We start from the raw sequence: 18,822 nt of genomic DNA on the forward strand, positions 1-18,822 counted from the left end.
TGCCGCGACACCGTGCTGCTGACCACGGTGATCGCGATGCTGACCATGGCGGTCGTGGCCCTGCTGCTCTCGTGATTCTTCCGGCGCCGGGACCGGTCCCGGCCCCGCCGGACGGGCGGGCGCGGACAGACGCACCGAGGCGCGCCGGGGCAAACCCTCAGGTTACTGGTCTGTGAGGTAGACCACTCATAGACTGAAGGCTCCGTGCAGGGGTGGTCGACGGGCAGCACCTGTCGCCGACCGTCCCGCCGACCGGGTCCCACAGGATCCCCTCGACGCCCCTCGCGGACCGCCACATCGCCGAAGGGGAGGAACGACCGTTGACCACCACCTCACACCCCCATAGAGCACCGGGCAGGCGGCGGCTCAGCGCCGCCGCAGCGCTCGGCGCCGTGGGCGCCCTGCTCCTGACGGGATGCGGTGACGCCGATGCCGGCGGCACCCCCACCCTGACCTGGTACATCAACCCCGATGCCGGCGGCCAGGCGGAGCTCGCCCAGCAGTGCTCCGAGGAGTCCGGCGGCCGGTACAACATCGAGACCGCGCTGCTCCCGCGCGACGCCGCGTCGCAGCGCGAGCAGCTCGCCCGGCGGCTCGCCGCCGGGGACAGGTCGATGGACATCATGAGCCTGGACCCGCCCTTCATCCCCGAACTGGCCGAGCCGGGTTTCCTGACTCCCGTGCCGGGTGACGTCGAGGAGGCCACGACCCAGGACGTCCTGGCCGGGCCGCTCGAGGGCGCGAAGTGGAAGGACGAGCTGGTCTCGGTGCCGTTCTGGGCCAACACGCAGCTGCTCTGGTACCGGGAGTCCGTGGCGGAGGCTGCCGGCCTGAACATGGACCAGCCGGTGACCTGGAAGCAGATCATGGACGCCGCCCGCGAGCAGGACAAGTACCTGGGGGTGCAGGGCACGTCGGCCGAGTCGATGACCGTGTGGGTCAACGGCCTGATCAAGTCCGCCGGCGGCGACATCATCGAGAACCCCGAGGCCCCGGCCGACGAGGTGGTCATCGGCATGGACTCGGACGCCGCGGCCAAGGCCGCGGAGATCGTCGGCACCATCGGCCGGGACGGGCTCGGCGGGCCCGGGCTGCCCACCTCGGACGAGGGCTCGACGATGGCCCAGTTCCAGTCCGACGACGGATCCTTCATGGTCAACTGGCCCTTCATCTACGCGGCCACCGCCGCGGCCGTGGAGGGCGGGACGGTCGAGCAGTCCATGTTCGACGACATCGGCTGGGCCCTCTGGCCGCGCGTGGACGCCGACCAGCCCTCCGCTCCCCCGCTGGGCGGGATCAACCTGGGCGTGGGCGCCACGTCCGAGCACCAGGAACTGGCGTGGGAGGCGGTGGAGTGCATCGTCCAGCCGGAGAACCAGGCGTACTACTTCGTGAGCAACGGCAACCCGGCGGCGTCCGAGGCCGCCTACGAGGACCCGGAGGTCCGGGAGGCCTTCCCGATGTACGAGACGATCCGGGAGTCCCTCGACCAGGCGGCGCCCCGCCCGCAGACCCCCTACTACAACGAGGTCTCCACGGCCATCCAGCAGGAATGGACCCCGCCGGCCTCCGTCACCGAGAACACGCCCCGTGAGACCTCAGAGTTCATCGAGGCCGTCCTGAAGGGAGACCAGCTGCTATGAGCACCGTCGTCAACCCCAACGCTCCCGGCACGGGCCCCCGAGAGGCCGCACCCGCGCCCGTGACCGGGCGCCGCAGCTCCAAGCCGGTGATGTCCGACCGCGCCCGCTCGGAGCGCAAGCTCGGCTGGATGCTCGCCGGGCCGGCGTTCATCGTGATGCTGCTGGTCACCATGTACCCGATCCTGCAGGCGCTGTGGGACTCGTTGTTCTCCTTCCGGCTCACCGACCCGGGGAACAAGGAGTTCGTCGTCTTCGGCAACTACGCCACGGTCCTCTCCGACATCGTGTTCTGGCGTGACCTGGGCGTGACCGTGCTCATCACGGTCGTCACCGTGGTCGTCGAGCTCGTCCTGGGCTTCGCGCTGGCCCTCGTGATGAACAACGCGATCCGCAACACCCGGGGCCTGTTGCGCACCGCGATCCTGGTGCCCTACGGCATCATCACCGTGGTCTCGGCCTTCGCCTGGTTCTACGCGTTCGACATCACGACCGGCTACATCAACAACTGGTTCTCCTGGGTCCCGGGCATCGGCCCGGACTTCAACTGGTTCTCCAACACCTGGTCGGCCCTGTTCGTGATCATGGCCTCCGAGATCTGGAAGACCACGCCGTTCATCTCGCTGCTGCTGCTCTCCGGCCTGGCCCAGGTGCCGAGCGAGTACACCGAGGCCGCCCGGGTGGACGGCGCCACCTGGTGGCAGCGGATGTCCCGGGTGATCCTGCCCAACATGAAGGCGGCGATCATGGTGGCGGTCGTGTTTCGCGCCCTGGACGCCTTCCGCATCTTCGACAACATCTTCATCATGACCCAGGGCCAGTACGGCACGGAGACGCTGTCCCTGCTGGCCTACCGCACGTCCATCGGCCGATTGGAGATCGGGCTCGGCTCGGCAATCTCCGTGATCCTGTTCGTCTGCGTGCTGCTGATCGCCTTCCTCGCCATCAAGGTGTTCAAGGTCGACCTCGCCGGCGCCGGGAAGGGAAGGTAACCGCCCATGTCCACCAAGCACAAGGTCGGCTGGGCCGTCGTCTCGGTCCTGGTCCTGATCTACGCCCTGTTCCCCGTCCTCTCGATCCTCATGACGTCCTTCAAGGCGCCGTCGGACCTGACCTCCGGGAAGTTCCTGCCCACCGACTGGGTCGGCGAGAACTACTCGTCGCTCTTCGTGGGCTCGGCCCGCGACCTGTTCCTGCCCTCGCTGCGGAACTCGATCGGCATCTGCCTGATCGCCACGGCCATCGCCGTGGTCCTGGCCACGCTGTGCGCCTACGCGATCGCCCGCCTGGACTTCCCCGGCAAGAAGATGATCCTCACGGTCGCCCTGGCGGTGTCCATGTTCCCCGTCGTCTCGATCGTGACTCCGCTGTTCAACCTGTGGCGCCAGATCGGGCTGTACGACACGTGGCCCGGCCTGATCATCCCCTACCTCTCGCTGACCCTGCCGATCTCGATCTGGACGCTGACGGCGTTCTTCCAGCAGATCCCGTGGGACCTCGAGCGGGCGGCCCAGGTCGACGGCGCCACCACCTGGCAGGCGTTCACCAAGGTGATCGTGCCGCTGGCCCTGCCGGGGGTGTTCACCACGGCGATCATCGCGTTCTTCATCGCGTGGAACGACTTCGTCTACGGCATCGGCCTCACCTCCACCGAGGCGGCGCGGCCCGTCCCGGCAGCGCTGGCGTTCTTCACCGGCGCCTCGCAGTTCGAGGATCCGGCGGGCGCGATCTCCGCGGCGGCCATCATCGTCACCATCCCGGTGGTGCTGCTGGTGCTGCTCTTCCAGCGCCAGATCGTCTCCGGCCTCACCCAGGGCGCGGTCAAGGGCTGAGCCCGCCCCGCCCCCGCATCTTCCCGAACCGACCGAAGGACTGAGAACCAGATGGCATCCATCACCCTCAACCACCTCGTCAAGAAGTACGGTGACGGCTTCCCTGCCGTCAACGACGTGTCGATCGACATCGCCGACGGCGAGTTCCTCATCCTCGTGGGCCCCTCCGGCTGCGGCAAGTCCACGCTGCTGCGCATGATCGTGGGTCTCGAGGACATCACCTCCGGGGACCTCCTGATCGACGGGCAGCGGGTCAACGAGAAGGAGCCCCGGGAGCGCAACCTGTCCATGGTGTTCCAGAACTACGCGCTCTACCCGCACCTGACCGTGTATGAGAACATCGCGTTCCCGCTGCGGCTGTCCAAGGGCAAGTTCTCCGACGAGGAGATCGACCGTAAGGTGCGCACGGCGTCGTCGACCCTGGATCTCGACGACCACCTCGAGCGCAAGCCGGCCAACCTCTCCGGCGGTCAGCGTCAGCGCGTGGCCATGGGCCGGGCGATCGTGCGGGACGCCGACGCGTTCCTGTTCGACGAGCCCCTGTCCAACCTGGATGCGAAGCTGCGCGGCCAGATGCGCACGGAGATCGCCCAGCTCCAGCGCCGGATGGGCATCACCTCCGTCTACGTGACCCACGACCAGACCGAGGCCATGACCCTCGGCGACCGCGTGGCGGTGCTCAAGAAGGGCATCCTGCAGCAGATCGCCTCGCCCCGGGAGCTCTACGAGCAGCCGGCCAACCTGTTCGTGGCGGGGTTCATCGGCTCCCCGTCGATGAACTTCCTCCCGGCGCACGTGAAGGGCAACTTGTTCGACACCCCGCTGGGCGACATCCCGGTCCCCGAGAAGGCCGCCGGAAAGCTGCCCACGGACGGATCGATCGTGCTCCTCGGCCTGCGTCCCGAGCACTTCAACGATGCCAAGTTCGTGGACGAGGCGGTCGCCTCCCGCGGCACCGTCTTCGACACGGAGTTCACCCACACGGAGTGGATGGGCAACGAGCAGTACGGCTACATCAACTACCGGCAGGACGACTCGGTGAAGGCGAAGCTCGACGAGCTGGCGCAGGAGCTGGACGGGGACGAGATGCACCCGCAGATCGTCGTCTCCCTGGACGCCACCTCCCGGATCCGCGGGGGGACGAAGGGCCGGATCTGGGTCGACACCCGCCGGATGCACGTCTTCGATCCCGAGACCGGGGCGAACCTGACCCGCGACGAGGAGGCCGGTGCCGAGCTGACCCGCGAGGCCGTCGATGAGCGCAAGGCCGAGATCGAGCGGGCGCGCCAGGAGCTGGCCGCCGCCGGCTGAGCACCCAGCGCTCCGCCCGGCGCTCGAGGAGCTCGCCGCCCTCTCCCGGGGCGGCGGGCTCCCGCGCGTGCGGAGCTCCGGTGCCGGAGCACGGACCGGTGCGCCGGAGCGGGGGCTCCGGCGCCGAAGCCACGACCACTGTGCCGGCGGCGGGTCCGGGCGCCGGGCCGGGACCTCGGCCGGCGCCCGGGGGTTCAACCGGTACCCGGAGGACCAGCCGGCGCCCGGGGATTCAGCCGGTGCCCGGCAGGCCGAGCGAGAACCACGCCACGAGGGCGAGGACGGCGAGCAGGCCCGAGGAGGACGCGGCGGAGCGCAGCCGAGGGTGCCGGAGGCCCCAGGGCACGAGCCGGGGCCAGCGGGCCGCGGCCTCCCGCGCCGTCGCCCGCTCGAGGTGGGTCCGGGGTGCGCCCAGCGCCGCGGCGACGTCCTCGAGTGCGCGGGCGTCCCACACCGCGCCGTCGAGTCCCAGGACACGACGGCCCGAGCGGCCCGCGGCCCACAGGTGGGAGCGGGCGGCCGGTCGCGGAGCGCCGGACGACCGGTGCAGGGCGCCGACCGTGACGACGTGCTCCACCTCCGCGAGCGGCGTCGCGGCGAAGCCCACGGTGCGGGAGCGCAGGACGTGGCTGTCCGTGCGGACGACCAGCACGGGACGGAGCCGGAGCCAGCACGCGGCGGCGGCGAGGAGCACGATCGCGAGCACCACCACTGCGACGCCGGGGGCCGGCCGCCGCGTCCAGAGGAAGAGGACGAGCACCACGCCCACCAGCAGCGGGCCCAGGCACGAGAGCAGGCGCCGGCCGTATGAGCCCAGCCGGGGACGCAGCACGGCGCGGACGGTCCCGTACTTCTCAGGGACCTGACGGACGGAGTCGGCCATGGGGAGTCAGCTCCAGACGGGAACGGGGACGCGGACGGGAACTCGGACGGGATCGGACACGGGAAGGGGTGCGGCACGTAGCGTACCCGTCCGGGACGGACCGTGCCGTCCGGGCGGGCTCCCCCGGCCCGGTGCACGCGCAGGTGAGGAGCCGATCGGTTAGCGTGATCGGATGGAGTCCAACGTCCGCGTGCTGAAGGCCCTCGGGGCCTGGCTGTTCCTCGTGCTGCTCGGGGTGGCGGCCGCCGCCGTCACCATCGCGCTGGTCAACAAGTACATGTACGGCCCGGAGACGGACGTGCGGGCGTACTTCGAGGACCTGCGGGACGGGCACGGGGGCAGGGCGCTGGGGCTGCTCAACGCCCGCGTCCCGGACGCCAACGCGGCCATGCTCGACGGCGACCCGCTGGAGGCCTCGGCCGAGACCCTCGAGGACCTCGAGGTCTCCACCGTCTCGGTCGACGGCGAGCGGGCCGTGGTGCGCGCGGACTACACCCTCGACGACGAGCGGCACAGCTCCGAGTTCGCACTGCACTCCGTGGACACCCAGTGGGGCTTCTTCACGGTGTGGGCGTTCGACGAGACCCCGCTCCCCACGGTGACGGTCAGCCTGCCGGGGGCGACCTCGGTGGACGTGAACGGCATGTCCGTGGCCCTCCCGGAGTCCTCCGCGGAGTTCTCCGCGTTCTTCCCGGGCGTGTACACGGCCTCCTACACGTCCGAGCTGGTGGCGGCCGATCCGGTGCGCACGGTGCTGACCGACCCGGGCCAGCAGGCGGAGATCGTCCTGGAGGCCCGGCCGACCGAGACCCTGGAGCAGGAGGTGGACCGGCAGCTGAAGGAGCACCTGGACGGCTGCGCGGAGCAGAGCAGCCTCTTCCCGTCCGGCTGCCCGTTCTCCTTCGAGTTCGACGGGCGGGTCGCCGGGGACGTGGAGTGGACGATCGAGTCCTATCCGGACCCGGAGATCGTCGTGGGCTCCCAGGGCGGCAGGGGCTGGGCCCTGGAGCCGGCCTGGGGCACCGCGCGGATCGCCTTCGACTCCCTCGACCTCTTCACCGGGGACGTCGAACGGCTCGAGCGCAGCGTGCCGTTCGAGGTCGCCGCGGACCTCACCATCGACGGATCGACGGTGCGGGTCGCTCCGCGCGGCTGAGCCCGCCGCACGCGGCACCGCCCGGTCGCGCTCCGCCGACCGGGTTCCGCCGACCGGGCTCAGTTGACGCCGCGCAGGTCCAGGACCAGCTCGGTCTCCCCCTCGGCGTCCAGCACGAAGGGAATGCCCCAGTCCTGCTGGTAGAGGTGGCACGCCGCGTGATCGGGGATCTCCCCGCCCGGCTCGCCGTCGCACGCCGCAGCACGCGCGGTGAGGTGCAGGACGCCCTCGGTGACGCCGTCCGCCAGCACGAGCTGCCGGCGCAGGCCCTGGGCCGTGCCGGCGCCCTCGGCCAGCGCCTCCTCGGGGGAGGACGAGATCTTCAGCTGCGTCGGGTCGCCCCACCGCTCGTCGAGCTTCTGACCGGTCGGCGCCGCGAAGCGCACCTCGATCGCGAGCGCGCCCGGAGCGAGCTTCGTGCGCGCTCGCCGGGTCCGCGACGCCCCCTCGTCGACGCGCTGGGCGGCGGCTGGGATCGGCACGCGCACCAGGCGGTGGGCGTTGGCCTCGACGACGACGAGCAGCGGTTCCTCCCCCGACACGTCCAGCAGCACGTCGGAGGGCTCGGCCAGGCCGCGGGCCAGAGTGGCGACCTGCCGGGTCCGGGGGTCGAAGTGGCGCACGGCGCCGTTGTAGGTGTCCGCCACGGCCACCGACCCGTCGGGCAGCTGGGCCACGCCGAGGCAGTGCTGCAGACGGGCCTCACCGGCGGCGCCGTCGCGGAAGCCGAAGTCGAACAGTCCCTCGCCCACGGCGGTCTCGACCGCGACGGCCCCGTCGTCGTCGAACCGGAGCACGCGCAGGGCGGAGGTCTCCGAGTCGGCGACCCACACGTTGCCCTCGTGGTCCTCCGCGAGTCCCGAGGACTGCGCGAACCATGCCGCGGCGGCGGACCCGTCCTTGAGCCCCTCGTCCCCCGTGCCCGCCAGCACGGCGAGCCGGCCGGTCCGCGGGTCGAACGAGAACAGCTGGTGGGTGCCCGCCATGGCCACCACGAGCCGGTCGGCCCGCGCGGACCACACGACGTCCCACGGGGAGGACAGTGCCACGTCCAGCGGGTCGGCACCGGGGTCGATGTGGTTCGGCTCCGCCCCGCGGGCGCGCTCCTCGTCGAGCAGCCGCTGCACCCCGTTGCCGGCCACCGTGCGCACCTGCCCGGTGGCGAGGTCCACGCCGCGGAGCCGGTGGTTGACGGAGTCGGCCACGACCACGTCGTAGCCGGCCGCCGCGCGCACCTCCTCGGGAAGCAGGGTGAGTCCCTGGGGCTCGGTGAAGCGCGCGCGCTCCGGGTCGCCGTCCTCGTGGCCCTTCCCCGCGCCGATCACCCGCCGGACGGTCTCGAGGTCGTTGTCGAGCTGGACGAGGCGGTGGTGACCCGTGTCGGAGACGAGGAACGAGCCGTCGGGCAGCGGCAGGACCTTGCCCGGGAACCGGAGGTCCCCCTCGGGCGCGGGCCGGGGCACGTACGGCCCGTCGCCGCGGTGCAGGGTGCCCCGGGCCTCGTGCTCGGCCACGAGCTCCTCCACGAGGGAGACGAGGCCCTGGACGTGGCCCTCTCCCGAGAGGTGCGCCACGATGTAGCCCTCCGGGTCGACGACCACGAGCGTGGGCCACGCACGGGCCGTGTAGGCGTCCCAGGTGGTCAGCCCGGGGTCGTCGAGCACGGGGTGGTGGACCTCGTAGCGGTCCACGGCGGCAGCGAGCGCGTCCGGGTCGGCCTCGTGCTCGAACTTCGGGGAGTGCACGCCCACCGTGACGAGGACGTCGGAGAAGCGCTCCTCGAGGGGGCGCAGCTCGTCGAGCACGTGCAGGCAGTTGATGCAGCAGAAGGACCAGAAGTCCAGGACCACCACCTTGCCGCGCAGCGCGGCGAGGTCGAGCTCCTTCCCGCCGGTGTTGAGCCAGGCGCGGCCCCGGAGCTCGGAGGCGCGGACGCGGGAGGTGAGGCGCATGGGTGGGATCCTTTCGGGGCGGAGCAGGACGGGGCGGGAGGCGGGACGGGCGGCTCGGGCTCAGCGTCGGGCGGCGTGGTCGTCGCGGTCCGCGAGCCCGGCCATCATGTCGTTGTAGGCCTTGAGCTCGGCGTCGTCCGTGCGGTCGGCTTTGCGGTCCGCACGGCGGTTCTCCTTCGTGCCCTCGATCGCCCACATGATCGCGACGACGACGGCGACGACGACGGTGGGGAACTCGCCGATCCCCCACATGAGGGCCCCACCGAGCTGCTGGTCCTCGATCGCGGTGCGTCCCCAGTCCCGGCCGGTGTTGCCGAACCAAGAGGCCTGCAGCAGGGTGTCGGAGCCCATGAGCGCGACCCCCACGAAGGCGTGGTAGACCATCGTGGCCAGCAGCAGGACGAGCCGCATCATGTGGCCGGGGCGGTACGGGATGGGGTCCACGCCGATCAGCACGAGCATGAACAGGTACCCGGTGATCAAGAAGTGCACGACCATGAACACGTGGCCCACGTGGTAGTGCAGCGTGAAGTGGAACAGCGGCGTGAAGTAGAAGACCACGATCGACCCGGCGAAGTTCACGGCCGCGAAGATCGGGTGGGTCACGACCTTGCCGAAGCCGGAGTGCACGAGCCGCAGGATCCACTCGCGGGGTCCTCGGGTGCCGTCCGGGCGGGACTCCAGGGCCTTGAGCAGCAGGGTGACCGGCGCGCCCAGGACCAGGAAGATCGGCACGACCATGGTCAGCGCCATGTGCTCGACCATGTGCGCCGAGAACAGGACCCGGCCGTAGACGGCGAACCCGCCCGAGGTGATGTAGAACAGCACCCCGAGCCCGGCGAGCCACGAGAGGGTGCGCAGCACGGACCAGGAGTCCCGGCGCCGGCGCACGCGCGCGAACGCCCAGAGGTAGACGACCGCGAGGAACACGCACACCGCGAGCCACAGCCAATCGACGCGCCACGTGGTGAGCCACGAGGCCGAGGTGGGCTCGGGCGGCAGCTCGTACCAGGTGAGGATCTGCGCCGGGGAGGCGTCCGGGGCGAGCTCCTCGGGCACCGGCGGGGCCGTCCGGGACAAAGCCACCGCGACGCCCATGACGGCGCCCATCACCAGCAGCTCCCCCAGCACGAGCTGCCACACGGCGCGGCGGGCCGTGAGCCGGCCGGTCTCAAGCGCGGGGACCAGCCACCGGCGGTGGGCGAGGCCCGCGAGGCCCAGGCCCAGCGTCAGGACGGTCTTGACCAGCACGAGCCACCCGTAGCCGCTGAACAGCTGCTCCCAGGAGCCGACGCGCACGCCCGCGTTGACCGTCCCGGAGAACAGGACGAGGAGGAAGGCGCCGAGGGCGACCGCGGAGAAGCGGCGCAGGACCACCGCCGCGATGGGCACGCGACGCCGCGAGCCGGCCGACGGACGGCCCCGGGAGGCGCCCTCGGGCAGCGTGCCGGTGCCGGCGTCCGGGGCGCTCAGCCGCGGGGAGAGCCAGGCGAGCACCACGAGACCCCCCGTCCAGAGCCCCGCGCCCAGCAGGTGCAGGCCCAGGGAGTTGACGGCACCCATGTGGTCGTTGCCGCCGGCGGAGTGCCCGTTGAGGGCCATGGCGACGAGGGCCGCGCAGGACAGGGCCAGGGTCAGGAGCAGCCCGAGCAGGGCCCGGATCCCGAAGACCAGGGTGGTCACGACGGCGGCCACCACGACGATCGCCGCCTGGGCCTGCCCCGTGGGGATGTCCGTGGTGTAGTGCAGCAGCTGCTGGGTGTAGGTCCCGTCCCCGCCCACGGGCACACCCGCGACGTCGGAGTAGGACAGGACGAGCACGGCCACCGCGGCCACGGTCCAGACCACGGCCGCGGCCTCGGCGAGGCGCATGGTGCTGCTGAACAACGGGTGCTCGGGGGCGGAGGCGCGGTCCCGGGCCTCCCGGCGGCGCCCGTCGCGGGCGGTCGGGACGACGCCCACCGCGAACAGCAGGGCGCCCATGACGACCACCAGCGCGCCGTTGTGCACGAGCTCGGCGGCGGGCAGCCCCCAGCGGACCAGTGCCCCGGGGTCGGCAGCGAGCCGGGCCGCGCCGGACCCGGTCCACAGCATCGCCAGGACGAGAGCTGTGAGGGCCACGACGGGCACGGACGCGAGCCACCAGGGGTCGATCCCCCGGCCGTCCGGCCGGGCGGCGGTGCCGTGGTCGGCGCGCTCGGCCGTCCTCGAACTCATGGTCTGTCTCCTTCATCCGCCCCCCGACGACGGGGCGGCCCGTCTCCATTGTCCCCCTCCGCGCACACCGGCCCGTGCACGTGTGCCGGATCCCACACGCGGGCCCCGGTGCCCGAGGAGCTTGTCCCCACGGACCCTCCCCCGGCCCAGCCCTGGCGGCCGGCGGGTCGGACGGTGCGGCGCCGGGACGGTCCCCGGGCGGTTCAGCCCTTGCGGCGCCGGCTCGAGACGAGGCTCACCAGTCCGAGCACGGCGAGGGCCACGGCCCCGCCGGCGACGGCGACGAGCCAGAGCGGGACGTTCCCGGACGAGGCGCGGTCCGCGACGCCCTGGGCGCGATCGGCGGAGTCCTCCACCGCGGCGCTCGGGTCCGCCGTGGGCTCGAGGCCGGAGCCGACGTCGTAGGTGAAGGTCCCCTCGATGGGGTGCCCGTCGCTGGAGACGACGCGCCAGACGACGCGGTAGGTCTCGTCGTCGGTCCCGGCCCCGGTCAGGGGCTGGACGATCCGGTTCCCCTCGGGCTCGAGCGGGCCGTCCGTCACGGAGCGCCCCTCGGAGTCGGTGACCAGGATCTGGTGGCCGATGTCCATGACCTCCCCGGAGAAGGTGAGCTCGATCTCTTCCGGCGCGGTGGTCAGGACGGAGTCGGGTTCGGGCGAGACGGCGGTGAGCTCGTCGTGCGCGGAGGCGGGCAGCAGGGGCAGGATCGTGAGAGCGCCCGCTGTCAGCAGCGCGGCGGTGCGTCGGAGGGTGGGCGTGGGCATGAGGTCTCCTCGTGGGCCGGGGCGGCGATGAACCGGACCGCCGGGCCGGGACGGCCGGGCGGCGTGCACGGGCCGTCGGACCTGCTGCCGGGGTCGCCGGGCCAGGACGGCGCCCCGCGACCGGCCGGCTCAGCGGGCGGGCAGCGTGGCGGGTCCGGGAAGGAGGGCCGGCAGCAGGGGTCGACGGCGGGTGCGCGGAGGGCCTCGATAGGAGCGCGCGGGACGCAGCAGCGTCTGGTCGGTCAGTGCGTGCGGGCGCCCGGCCCGCACGGGGCGCGGCCGGCCGACGACCACGGGAACCGGCAGGACCTGCCGTCGGCGGTGCACGCGCAACCGGAGCGCCCCCAGCAGGACCACGGCCGCGACATCGCCGTGGCGCATGAGCACGTAGGCGGCCAGCCCGGCCAGCACGTGGGAGACGAGCATGGCGGTCCCGCCGTGCACGGCGTGGGACTGGACCTCCAGCACGAGGGCGGGACCGGCCCCGGACGAGCTGCCGGCCGCACCGAGCTGCCCGACCTGGTGCAGGGAGGAGTGGGTGGCGTGGGCCACCGTCCCGGCACCACCTGAGGCCGCGAACAGAACGTGCAGGACGGACTGGCTGAGCAGCACGCCCAGCAGCAGGGACGACCGGGAGAGCACCCGGCCGGCCAGCGCCACGCACAGCGGCCCAGACACGGCCAGGGACAGGAGGACGAGCACTGCGGGCGGGGCCTGCCCGCCCACAGCGGCGTGGGAGACCACGGCGGCGGAGGTGGCGATGGACGCTCCGGCCCAGCCGCGGGCGAGGCGCCGTGCGCGTGGGCTCACGCCGCACCTCCCGTCTCGTCCCCGGCCGCTCGGCTCGGTGGTCCCATTATGTTATGCGTGCCGCTCCCGGCGCCGGACCGACTGCGGCTCCCGGCGGGCGCTGCCGGTCACGCCCGGGAGCGGTGCCTCCGGTGCGGGACCCGGGCGCGCAGAAGGGGCGGCCCCTGGGCGGGGCCGCCCCTTCGGACGAAGCCGTGGGACGGGGTCCGGAGCGGACCCGCGGGTGTCCTTACTTCTTGGACACGGCCGCCTTGAGCTTGGAACCAGCGGTCAGCTTGACGCCGTGGCCGGCCGGGATCTCGATGGTCTCACCGGTCTGGGGGTTGCGACCGGTGCGGGCGGCACGGTCGGTGCGCTCGACAGCCAGCCAGCCCGGGATGGTGATCTTCTCGCCGGCGGAGACGGATTCCTCGAAGACCTGGAACATCGCGTCCAGGACGCCGTTGACGGCGGCGTTGGTGGTGCCGGCCTTCTCGGCGACCTCTGCGACGAGTTCACTGCGGTTCTTAGCCATGTTCATGTCCTCCTGGACTTGGGGTCGTGGGGAAGCGCGGCACGGGGGACCGATCGCGCTCCTGCGTCAGAAATTACCAGCTGGACTTGGAGATGCCGGGCAGTTCGCCGCGGTGAGCCATGTCGCGGAACCGGACGCGGGAGATGCCGAACTTCTGGAGGGTGCCGCGGGGGCGGCCGTCGATCTGGTCCCGGTTGCGCAGCCGGACCGGGGAGGCGTCGCGGGGCAGCTTCTGCAGACCCAGCCGGGCCTCCTCGCGGGCCTCGTCGGTGGCGTTCTCGTCGACGAGGGTCTTCTTGAGCTCGGCACGCTTCGCGGCGTAGCGCTCGACGATGACCTTGCGCTGCTCGTTCTTGGCGATCTTGGACTTCTTGGCCATGGATTCAGCGCTCCTCGCGGAAATCGACGTGCTTGCGGACGACCGGGTCGTACTTCTTGAGCACCATGCGGTCCGGGTCGTTGCGGCGGTTCTTGCGGGTCACGTAGGTGAAACCGGTGCCGGCGGTGGACTTCAGCTTGATGATGGGACGAACGTCCTTGTCCTTGGCCATGCTAGATCTTCTCCCCACGTGCGATCATGTCGGTCACGACGGCGTCGATGCCACGGGCGTCGATGACCTTGATGCCCTTGGCGCTGAGGTTGAGCGTGACGTTGCGGCGCAACGACGGCACCCAGTACCGCTTCTTCTGGATGTTCGGGTCGAACCGGCGCTTGGTGCGGCGGTGCGAGTGCGAAATGCTGTGCCCAAAGCCCGGCTGAGCTCCGGTCACCTGGCAGTGCGCTGCCATAGTGTTCTCCTCCAATGTTGACGAAATGACGGCACGCAGTGGGTGCCGCAGATGATCACTCAGCTGCGGCAACGGGCGTCCCGCCACCTTCAGAATTGCCACCGTTCGCCAACCGGGCCCTCTCGTAAGGCCCGCGGCCGGAACCGGCGAAGGCCTCGCCACGATGAAGACGGTGAAGATCAAGGTGCCGGAAGGTGGACTCCACCACACGACAGCCTTGAAGTCTAGGCCCGGACGGACTTCCCCGCAACCTGACGTCAGGTGTGACCAGCTTCGGGTCAGTCTACCGGCTCCCCGGACCCCCGCAAACCGGGGGACTCCCCGATCAGCCGCACCGGGGCGGGCCTGGAGCCGGGTCCGTGGCCGGTCGGGTACCGGCAGTCGGTCGCCGTGCACGGGTGGTGGCGCCCGATCGGAACGATGAGCGGGGTGCGCGGGACAGGGTCCGTCACGATGCGGAGGCGTTGGCGCCCACGACCACGGTCACCTGCCCCTCGGGGATCTCCACGGTGACGTCCCGCAGGACGTGCTCCGCACCGTGGGCGAGGCTGAGGCCCACCGTGCGCAGCGAGCTCACGCGTGCACCTTCGGGGCGGGGGCCGCCGCCTCGTGGCGGGTCTCGGGACCGGCGGGGAGCACCGGGCGCGGCGGCAGGGTCGTGTACTCGGGGTGGCGGGCGGCGACCGTGTCCCCGGAGGAGGTCCCGCGCAGCCGCCGACCGATCCAGGGCAGCAGGTACTCGCGGGCCCAGTGGAGATCCCGCTTCAGCACCCCCGGGCTCGCCGTGACCGGCAGCCGGTCGGTGGGCGGCAGCTCCAGGGCGTGCTCCACGCCCAGCAGCTCCAGCACCCGGGCGGCCACGTGCGTGTGCCCGGCGGTCGACATGTGCAGCCGGTCCACCGCCCAGTAGCGCCAGTCCTGCAGGGTGCGCATCCGCCAGTAGTCGAGGGCGAGGCACCCGTGGCGGTCGGCGATCTCCCGGACGTGCTCGTTGTAGAGCGCCTGCCGGGGGCGGGTCCAGGACGTGGGGGAGTCCCGGCCGGGGTCGAAGGCCGTGAACAGCACCACCTGGGCGCCGGAGCCCCGCAGCCGGGCGACCGCCTGCTCGTAGACCTTCATGAGGGCGTCCACGTCGGCCCGGGGGCGCAGCATGTCGTTGCCGCCGGCGTAGAGGCTCACCAGGGTCGGCTCCAGGGCCAGGCACGCCTCCAGCTGCCCCTCGACGATCCCGCGGAGCAGCCGGCCCCGGACCGCGAGGTTCGCGTAGCGGGTGTCCGGGTGGACTGCGGTCAGCTGCTCGGCCACGAGGTCGGCCCAGCCGCGCACCCCGTTGGGGCGGGCGGGGTCGGGGTCGCCCACGCCCTCCGTCATGGAGTCGCCGAGGGCCACGTAGCGGACGGGCGGGGCGAGCGGCACAGCGGCCGGGCGGGGCGGGGTCGGTCCCGTCATGCGGTGTCCTCTCCGGTCAGGGCAGGGGGGGTGCTGCGGGCGGGGCGACCGCGTCCGGTCAGGGCGCCGTGCGGTCGGTGTGCTGGGGCTGCCCGGGCTCCCCCACGGACCGGAAGCGGGACCGGTTGCCGAGCGACTCGTTGACCGCGCGCACCAGGGAGTTCGCCCGGGCGTTGTCCGGCAGCTGCTCGATCAGCACCGGATAGCCCGCGTGGTCGGCGAGGGGCACGCGCCAGTTGGGGTACTCGTCCCCCGTGCCCGGCTGGTTCTGCATCCGGCGCTCGCCGACGGCGTCCACGAGAGAGACGTTGAACAGCAGCGCCGGGGACTGCGCGAGATAGCGGTGCAGCGCCTCGACCAGGCCCTGTTCGTCCGTGGCGTCCCCGTCGGGGAGGAGCCCGTCCGCGGCCACGGCCGCGAAGAACGTGTCGAGCTGCCGGCGGGCCTCGGCCCGCTCCTCCTCCACGGGCCGGGCCAGCAGGCCGAGCTCCTGGCGCACGTCCACCTGCACGCCCTCCAGGAAGCCCGCGGTGGGCGGGAAGTCGTGGGTGCTCACCGAGGCCATGCTCAGCTCCCGGTACTGCGCCGGCGGGAGGGGCTCGTCGCCGTCCACCTCGAACCACAGGATCGACGTCCCCAGCACGCCGCGCTCCGCGAGGTACTCCCGCACCCACGGCTCGAGGGTGCCCAGATCCTCCCCGACCACGACCGCCCCGGCGAGCTCCGCCTCGAGCGCCAGGATGCCGACCATCGCCTCGTGGTCGTAGTAGACGTAGGCGCCCTCCGAGGCCTCCTGGCCGTCCGGGATCCACCACAGCCGGAACAGGCCGAGGACGTGGTCCACCCGGATGCCGCCGGCGTGCCGGAAGATCGTGCGCAGCATGTCCCGCCAGGGCAGGTAGCCCGCCTCGGCCAGGCGCTCGGGGTGCCACGGGGGCTGGGACCAGTTCTGGCCCTTCTGGTTGTACATGTCCGCGGGCGCGCCCACGCTGACGCCCAGGGCCAGCACGTCCTGGAGCGTCCACGCGTCGGCGCCCTGCTTGTGCACGCCCACGGCGAGGTCGTGGATCACGCCGATGTCCATCCCGGCCAGGTGCGCCGCGCGCTGGGCGGCCTCGAGCTGCTCGTCCAGCAGCCACTGCATCCACACGTGGAAGTCGATCCGGTGGACCAGCCGGGTGCGCGCCTCCACCGCGTACGGGGAGTCGGGGCTCGCCGCGACGTCGTCCCACTTGGGGGCGTCCTCGCCGAGCTCCTCACGCAGCGCGCACCACAGGCCGAAGTCCTGCAGGCCCTGCCCGCCCTCGGCCACGAACCGGCGCAGCTGCTGCTGGCGGTGCGGGGAGCGGCGGACGGTGAACAGCAGCTCGAGGCTCTTGAGCTTGGCCGCATACGCCTTGTCCCGGTCGATGGTGCTGGTGTCGAGGTTGTCCTTGCGCTGGATCGCGGCCAGGGTGTTGACCACCTCGAGGTCGGCCGGGCGCAGGTAGGCGTACTCGGGGACCTCGGCGATGCGCAGGTAGAGAGGGTTGAAGAAGCGGCGGCTGGTCGGCAGGTACGGCGAGGGCTCCACCGGCGGGGCGGGCTCGGCGGCGTGCAGCGGGTTGACCAGCAGGTAGTCCGCCCCCTGCTCCCCCGAGATCGCGGCGAGGCTCGCGAGGTCCGAGGCGTCGCCCACGCCCCACGACCGCCCGGAGGTCACCGAGTAGATCTGCGCCATGTATCCCCAGCGGTGCCGGCCGTGCAGCCGGTCGGTGCTGGACAGGTGCCGCGGGGTCACGGCCAGCGGGGTCGTGACCGCGCGTCCGCCGTCGATCTCGGGGCACTCGGCGCGGACCTCGTACCAGCCCACGGCGAGGCTCTCCGGCACCTCGAAGGTGGCCTGGCCGGTGAGGGCGCCGTCCACGTCGCGCGGGGAGCGCCAGTTGTCGACCTGGGGGGCGGTGGCCCGTGCGCCGTCCTCCGCCACGAGGGTCACGCGGACCGCGGAGCCGTGCGGGACGTGCACCGCGAAGCGGGTGCGCTCCCCCGCGACGGCAACGACCACGGACGGCAGGACCCGCCGCCACGGCGCCAGCTCCCGCTGGGCGAGGCACGCCTCGATCGCGGCGTCGTCGCCGGCGTCCGCGCCCAGCGCGTCGAGCACGGCGCGCAGCGTCGGCTCCGGGACCTCCCGCTCCTGTCCGTCGAACCCGGAGTAGGTCGTGGAGACCCGGTAGGCCTCGGCGAGCCGGCGCAGGGCGCCGTCGGTGGTGGTGGTGTCGGCCATGGCCCCACTCTAACCATCAGCGCGGCCGGAGCCGCAGGCTGCTGACGGTCTGCGCGGCTACGCCAGGGTGCGGGCGACGTCGATGACGAAGCGGTACCGCACGTCCGAGGCCACCACCCGGTCGTAGGCGGAGTCGACGTCGTCGGCACCGATCAGCTCGATCTCGGACTCCACGCCGTGCTCCGCGCAGAAGTCGAGCATCTCCTGGGTCTGCGGGATCCCGCCCACCATCGAGCCCGTGAGCACCCGTTGGCGGGCGGCGAGAGCCATGGCCCGCACGCTGTAGGGCTCGGTGGGCAGCCCCACGGAGCACAGCACGCCGTCGACCCGCAGCAGGGACAGGTACTGCTCGATGGGCAGGTCCGCGGAGACGGTGTTGAGGATCAGGTCGAAGCGGCCCCTGTTGCGCTCGAAGGTCTCGGGGTCCTTCGTGGCCCAGTAGTCGGTCGCGCCGAACGCCAGGCCGTCCTCCTGCTTGGACAGGCTCTGGCTCAGGACGGTGACCTCGGCGCCCATGGCGGCCGCGATCTTCACGGCGACGTGGCCGAGCCCGCCCATGCCCAGGACGGCGACCCGCCGGCCCGGCCCGGCTCCCCAGCGCTTGAACGGGGCGTACGTGGTGATCCCGGCGCACAGCAGCGGGGCCGCCCTGGCGGGGTCGAGAGCCTCGGGGACGCGCAGGACGAAGCGCTCGTCGACCACGATCGCGCCGCTGTAGCCGCCCCTGGTGGCGACGCCGTCGGCCTGGGGCGTGTTGTAGGTGGCCGTCACGCCCTCGGTGCAGAACTGCTCCTGGCCGTCGGTGCAGTGCTCGCACCGGCCGCAGGAGTCGACGAAGCAGCCGACGCCCACCGTGTCGCCGGGCGCGAAGCCGGTCACGGCCTCCCCGACGGCGCTGACGCGGCCGACGATCTCGTGGCCCGGGGTGACGGGGTAGTGCGTGCCGCCCCACTCGTCGCGCGCGACGTGGATGTCGGAGTGGCAGATGCCGGCGAAGTGGATGTCGATCTCGACGTCGCTCGGACCCACGGGGCGGCGCTCGATCGTGGTGCGGCGGAAGCCGGAGTCGGCGGAGACGGCCTCGAGGGCGGGGACGGTGGTCATGGGGTGCTCCTGTCGTGGTGCGGATGCCGCCCGGCGGAGGTCGCGAGGCGGAGGTCGTGCAGTCGCTGGCAGTGCAGGCGGAGGTCGTGCAGTCGCTGGCAGTGCAGTCGGAGGTCGTGCAGTCGGAGGCGG

Annotated in this window: 18 protein-coding genes; 5 read left to right on the forward strand and 13 right to left on the reverse strand. The window is 72.3% G+C overall.

The genetic code is table 11. The features are described 5' to 3' along the window. Nucleotides 1-320: 320 nt before the first annotated feature. Genes ACFYE1_RS09595 through ACFYE1_RS09610 form a run of 4 tightly spaced genes read left to right on the forward strand, consistent with a single transcriptional unit; the run spans nucleotide 321 to nucleotide 4,783 of the window. Nucleotides 321-1,643, forward strand: a complete 1,323-nt coding sequence (locus tag ACFYE1_RS09595; RefSeq protein ID WP_387742204.1) for an extracellular solute-binding protein — start codon at nucleotides 321-323, stop codon at nucleotides 1,641-1,643. Beyond that, on the forward strand, nucleotides 1,640-2,632 hold the full coding sequence (locus ACFYE1_RS09600) for a carbohydrate ABC transporter permease (protein WP_387742206.1): 993 nt from the start codon (nucleotides 1,640-1,642) through the stop codon (nucleotides 2,630-2,632). Before ACFYE1_RS09595 ends, ACFYE1_RS09600 begins: the two co-directional genes overlap by 4 nt. Nucleotides 2,633-2,638: 6 nt before the next feature. Further along, nucleotides 2,639-3,472, forward strand: a complete 834-nt coding sequence (locus tag ACFYE1_RS09605) for a carbohydrate ABC transporter permease (protein WP_387742208.1) — start codon at nucleotides 2,639-2,641, stop codon at nucleotides 3,470-3,472. A 51-nt stretch (nucleotides 3,473-3,523) separates the two neighbouring features. After that, nucleotides 3,524-4,783, forward strand: coding sequence for an ABC transporter ATP-binding protein (locus ACFYE1_RS09610; protein WP_387742210.1), 1,260 nt, complete (start codon nucleotides 3,524-3,526; stop codon nucleotides 4,781-4,783). A gap of 232 nt (nucleotides 4,784-5,015) precedes the next feature. Here the strand turns inward: ACFYE1_RS09610 and ACFYE1_RS09615 are convergent, their stop codons facing one another. Then, on the reverse strand, nucleotides 5,016-5,666 hold the full coding sequence (locus tag ACFYE1_RS09615; protein ID WP_387742212.1) for a hypothetical protein: 651 nt from the start codon (nucleotides 5,664-5,666) through the stop codon (nucleotides 5,016-5,018). 172 nt (nucleotides 5,667-5,838) lie between these two features. On the opposite strand from ACFYE1_RS09615, the gene ACFYE1_RS09620 reads away from it, so the two are divergent. Further along, nucleotides 5,839-6,822, forward strand: a complete 984-nt coding sequence (locus ACFYE1_RS09620) for a hypothetical protein (RefSeq protein WP_387742214.1) — start codon at nucleotides 5,839-5,841, stop codon at nucleotides 6,820-6,822. Nucleotides 6,823-6,881: 59 nt separating this feature from the next. Here ACFYE1_RS09620 and ACFYE1_RS09625 read toward each other — a convergent pair whose 3' ends face one another. The 12 genes from ACFYE1_RS09625 to ACFYE1_RS09680 form a co-directional block, all read right to left on the reverse strand. Further along, nucleotides 6,882-8,774 carry an NHL domain-containing thioredoxin family protein gene (locus tag ACFYE1_RS09625; protein ID WP_387742216.1) on the reverse strand — a complete coding sequence of 631 codons (1,893 nt, stop codon included), beginning with the start codon at nucleotides 8,772-8,774 and terminating at the stop codon, nucleotides 6,882-6,884. Between the two features lie 60 nt (nucleotides 8,775-8,834). Further along, nucleotides 8,835-10,991: a cytochrome c oxidase assembly protein gene (locus ACFYE1_RS09630; protein ID WP_387742218.1), complete on the reverse strand. Its 2,157-nt coding sequence runs from the start codon at nucleotides 10,989-10,991 to the stop codon at nucleotides 8,835-8,837. Between the two features lie 203 nt (nucleotides 10,992-11,194). Continuing rightward, the gene (locus ACFYE1_RS09635; RefSeq protein ID WP_387742220.1) at nucleotides 11,195-11,755 is read right to left on the reverse strand and encodes a copper resistance CopC family protein; all 561 of its coding nucleotides are present in this window, start codon (nucleotides 11,753-11,755) and stop codon (nucleotides 11,195-11,197) included. Nucleotides 11,756-11,884: 129 nt separating this feature from the next. Next, a complete protein-coding gene (locus tag ACFYE1_RS09640; protein WP_387742222.1) occupies nucleotides 11,885-12,565 on the reverse strand; it encodes a hypothetical protein in 681 nt (226 codons plus the stop codon). A gap of 229 nt (nucleotides 12,566-12,794) precedes the next feature. After that, entirely contained in the window at nucleotides 12,795-13,079 is a 285-nt protein-coding gene (locus tag ACFYE1_RS09645) for an HU family DNA-binding protein (protein WP_031282576.1), read from the reverse strand. Between the two features lie 73 nt (nucleotides 13,080-13,152). After that, on the reverse strand, nucleotides 13,153-13,458 hold the full coding sequence (rpsN, locus tag ACFYE1_RS09650) for a 30S ribosomal protein S14 (RefSeq protein ID WP_387742224.1): 306 nt from the start codon (nucleotides 13,456-13,458) through the stop codon (nucleotides 13,153-13,155). Nucleotides 13,459-13,462: 4 nt separating this feature from the next. Further along, nucleotides 13,463-13,630, reverse strand: coding sequence for a 50S ribosomal protein L33 (gene rpmG, locus ACFYE1_RS09655; protein WP_017832642.1), 168 nt, complete (start codon nucleotides 13,628-13,630; stop codon nucleotides 13,463-13,465). 1 nt (nucleotide 13,631) lies between these two features. Continuing rightward, nucleotides 13,632-13,868, reverse strand: a complete 237-nt coding sequence (rpmB, locus tag ACFYE1_RS09660) for a 50S ribosomal protein L28 (protein WP_387742226.1) — start codon at nucleotides 13,866-13,868, stop codon at nucleotides 13,632-13,634. Between the two features lie 448 nt (nucleotides 13,869-14,316). Next, on the reverse strand, nucleotides 14,317-14,445 hold the full coding sequence (locus tag ACFYE1_RS09665) for a hypothetical protein (RefSeq protein WP_387742228.1): 129 nt from the start codon (nucleotides 14,443-14,445) through the stop codon (nucleotides 14,317-14,319). Continuing rightward, a complete protein-coding gene (locus ACFYE1_RS09670; protein WP_387742230.1) occupies nucleotides 14,442-15,317 on the reverse strand; it encodes an SGNH/GDSL hydrolase family protein in 876 nt (291 codons plus the stop codon). The genes ACFYE1_RS09665 and ACFYE1_RS09670 overlap by 4 nt, the downstream gene beginning before the upstream one ends. A 58-nt stretch (nucleotides 15,318-15,375) precedes the next feature. After that, on the reverse strand, nucleotides 15,376-17,586 hold the full coding sequence (gene malQ / locus ACFYE1_RS09675; RefSeq protein WP_387742232.1) for a 4-alpha-glucanotransferase: 2,211 nt from the start codon (nucleotides 17,584-17,586) through the stop codon (nucleotides 15,376-15,378). Nucleotides 17,587-17,643: 57 nt separating this feature from the next. Continuing rightward, the gene (locus ACFYE1_RS09680) at nucleotides 17,644-18,690 is read right to left on the reverse strand and encodes an NAD(P)-dependent alcohol dehydrogenase (protein ID WP_387742234.1); all 1,047 of its coding nucleotides are present in this window, start codon (nucleotides 18,688-18,690) and stop codon (nucleotides 17,644-17,646) included. Nucleotides 18,691-18,822 lie beyond the last annotated feature (132 nt).

The sequence above is a fragment of the Kocuria nitroreducens genome (assembly GCF_042879195.1).
In the GTDB taxonomy this organism is placed as follows: Bacteria; Actinomycetota; Actinomycetes; order Actinomycetales; family Micrococcaceae; genus Kocuria; species Kocuria nitroreducens.

Bases quoted from the DNA above. Each gene is read 5' to 3' on its own strand.
- ACFYE1_RS09600 (WP_387742206.1), top strand. From the start codon at position 1,640: ATGAGCACCGTCGTCAACCCCAACGCTCCCGGCACGGGCCCCCGAGAG.
- ACFYE1_RS09605 (WP_387742208.1), top strand. From the start codon at position 2,639: ATGTCCACCAAGCACAAGGTCGGCTGGGCCGTCGTCTCGGTCCTGGTC.
- ACFYE1_RS09610 (WP_387742210.1), top strand. From the start codon at position 3,524: ATGGCATCCATCACCCTCAACCACCTCGTCAAGAAGTACGGTGACGGC.
- ACFYE1_RS09615 (WP_387742212.1), bottom strand. From the start codon at position 5,666: ATGGCCGACTCCGTCCGTCAGGTCCCTGAGAAGTACGGGACCGTCCGC.
- ACFYE1_RS09620 (WP_387742214.1), top strand. From the start codon at position 5,839: ATGGAGTCCAACGTCCGCGTGCTGAAGGCCCTCGGGGCCTGGCTGTTC.
- ACFYE1_RS09625 (WP_387742216.1), bottom strand. From the start codon at position 8,774: ATGCGCCTCACCTCCCGCGTCCGCGCCTCCGAGCTCCGGGGCCGCGCC.
- ACFYE1_RS09630 (WP_387742218.1), bottom strand. From the start codon at position 10,991: ATGAGTTCGAGGACGGCCGAGCGCGCCGACCACGGCACCGCCGCCCGG.
- ACFYE1_RS09635 (WP_387742220.1), bottom strand. From the start codon at position 11,755: ATGCCCACGCCCACCCTCCGACGCACCGCCGCGCTGCTGACAGCGGGC.
- ACFYE1_RS09645 (WP_031282576.1), bottom strand. From the start codon at position 13,079: ATGGCTAAGAACCGCAGTGAACTCGTCGCAGAGGTCGCCGAGAAGGCC.
- rpsN (WP_387742224.1), bottom strand. From the start codon at position 13,458: ATGGCCAAGAAGTCCAAGATCGCCAAGAACGAGCAGCGCAAGGTCATC.
- rpmG (WP_017832642.1), bottom strand. From the start codon at position 13,630: ATGGCCAAGGACAAGGACGTTCGTCCCATCATCAAGCTGAAGTCCACC.
- rpmB (WP_387742226.1), bottom strand. From the start codon at position 13,868: ATGGCAGCGCACTGCCAGGTGACCGGAGCTCAGCCGGGCTTTGGGCAC.
- ACFYE1_RS09670 (WP_387742230.1), bottom strand. From the start codon at position 15,317: ATGACGGGACCGACCCCGCCCCGCCCGGCCGCTGTGCCGCTCGCCCCG.
- malQ (WP_387742232.1), bottom strand. From the start codon at position 17,586: ATGGCCGACACCACCACCACCGACGGCGCCCTGCGCCGGCTCGCCGAG.
- ACFYE1_RS09680 (WP_387742234.1), bottom strand. From the start codon at position 18,690: ATGACCACCGTCCCCGCCCTCGAGGCCGTCTCCGCCGACTCCGGCTTC.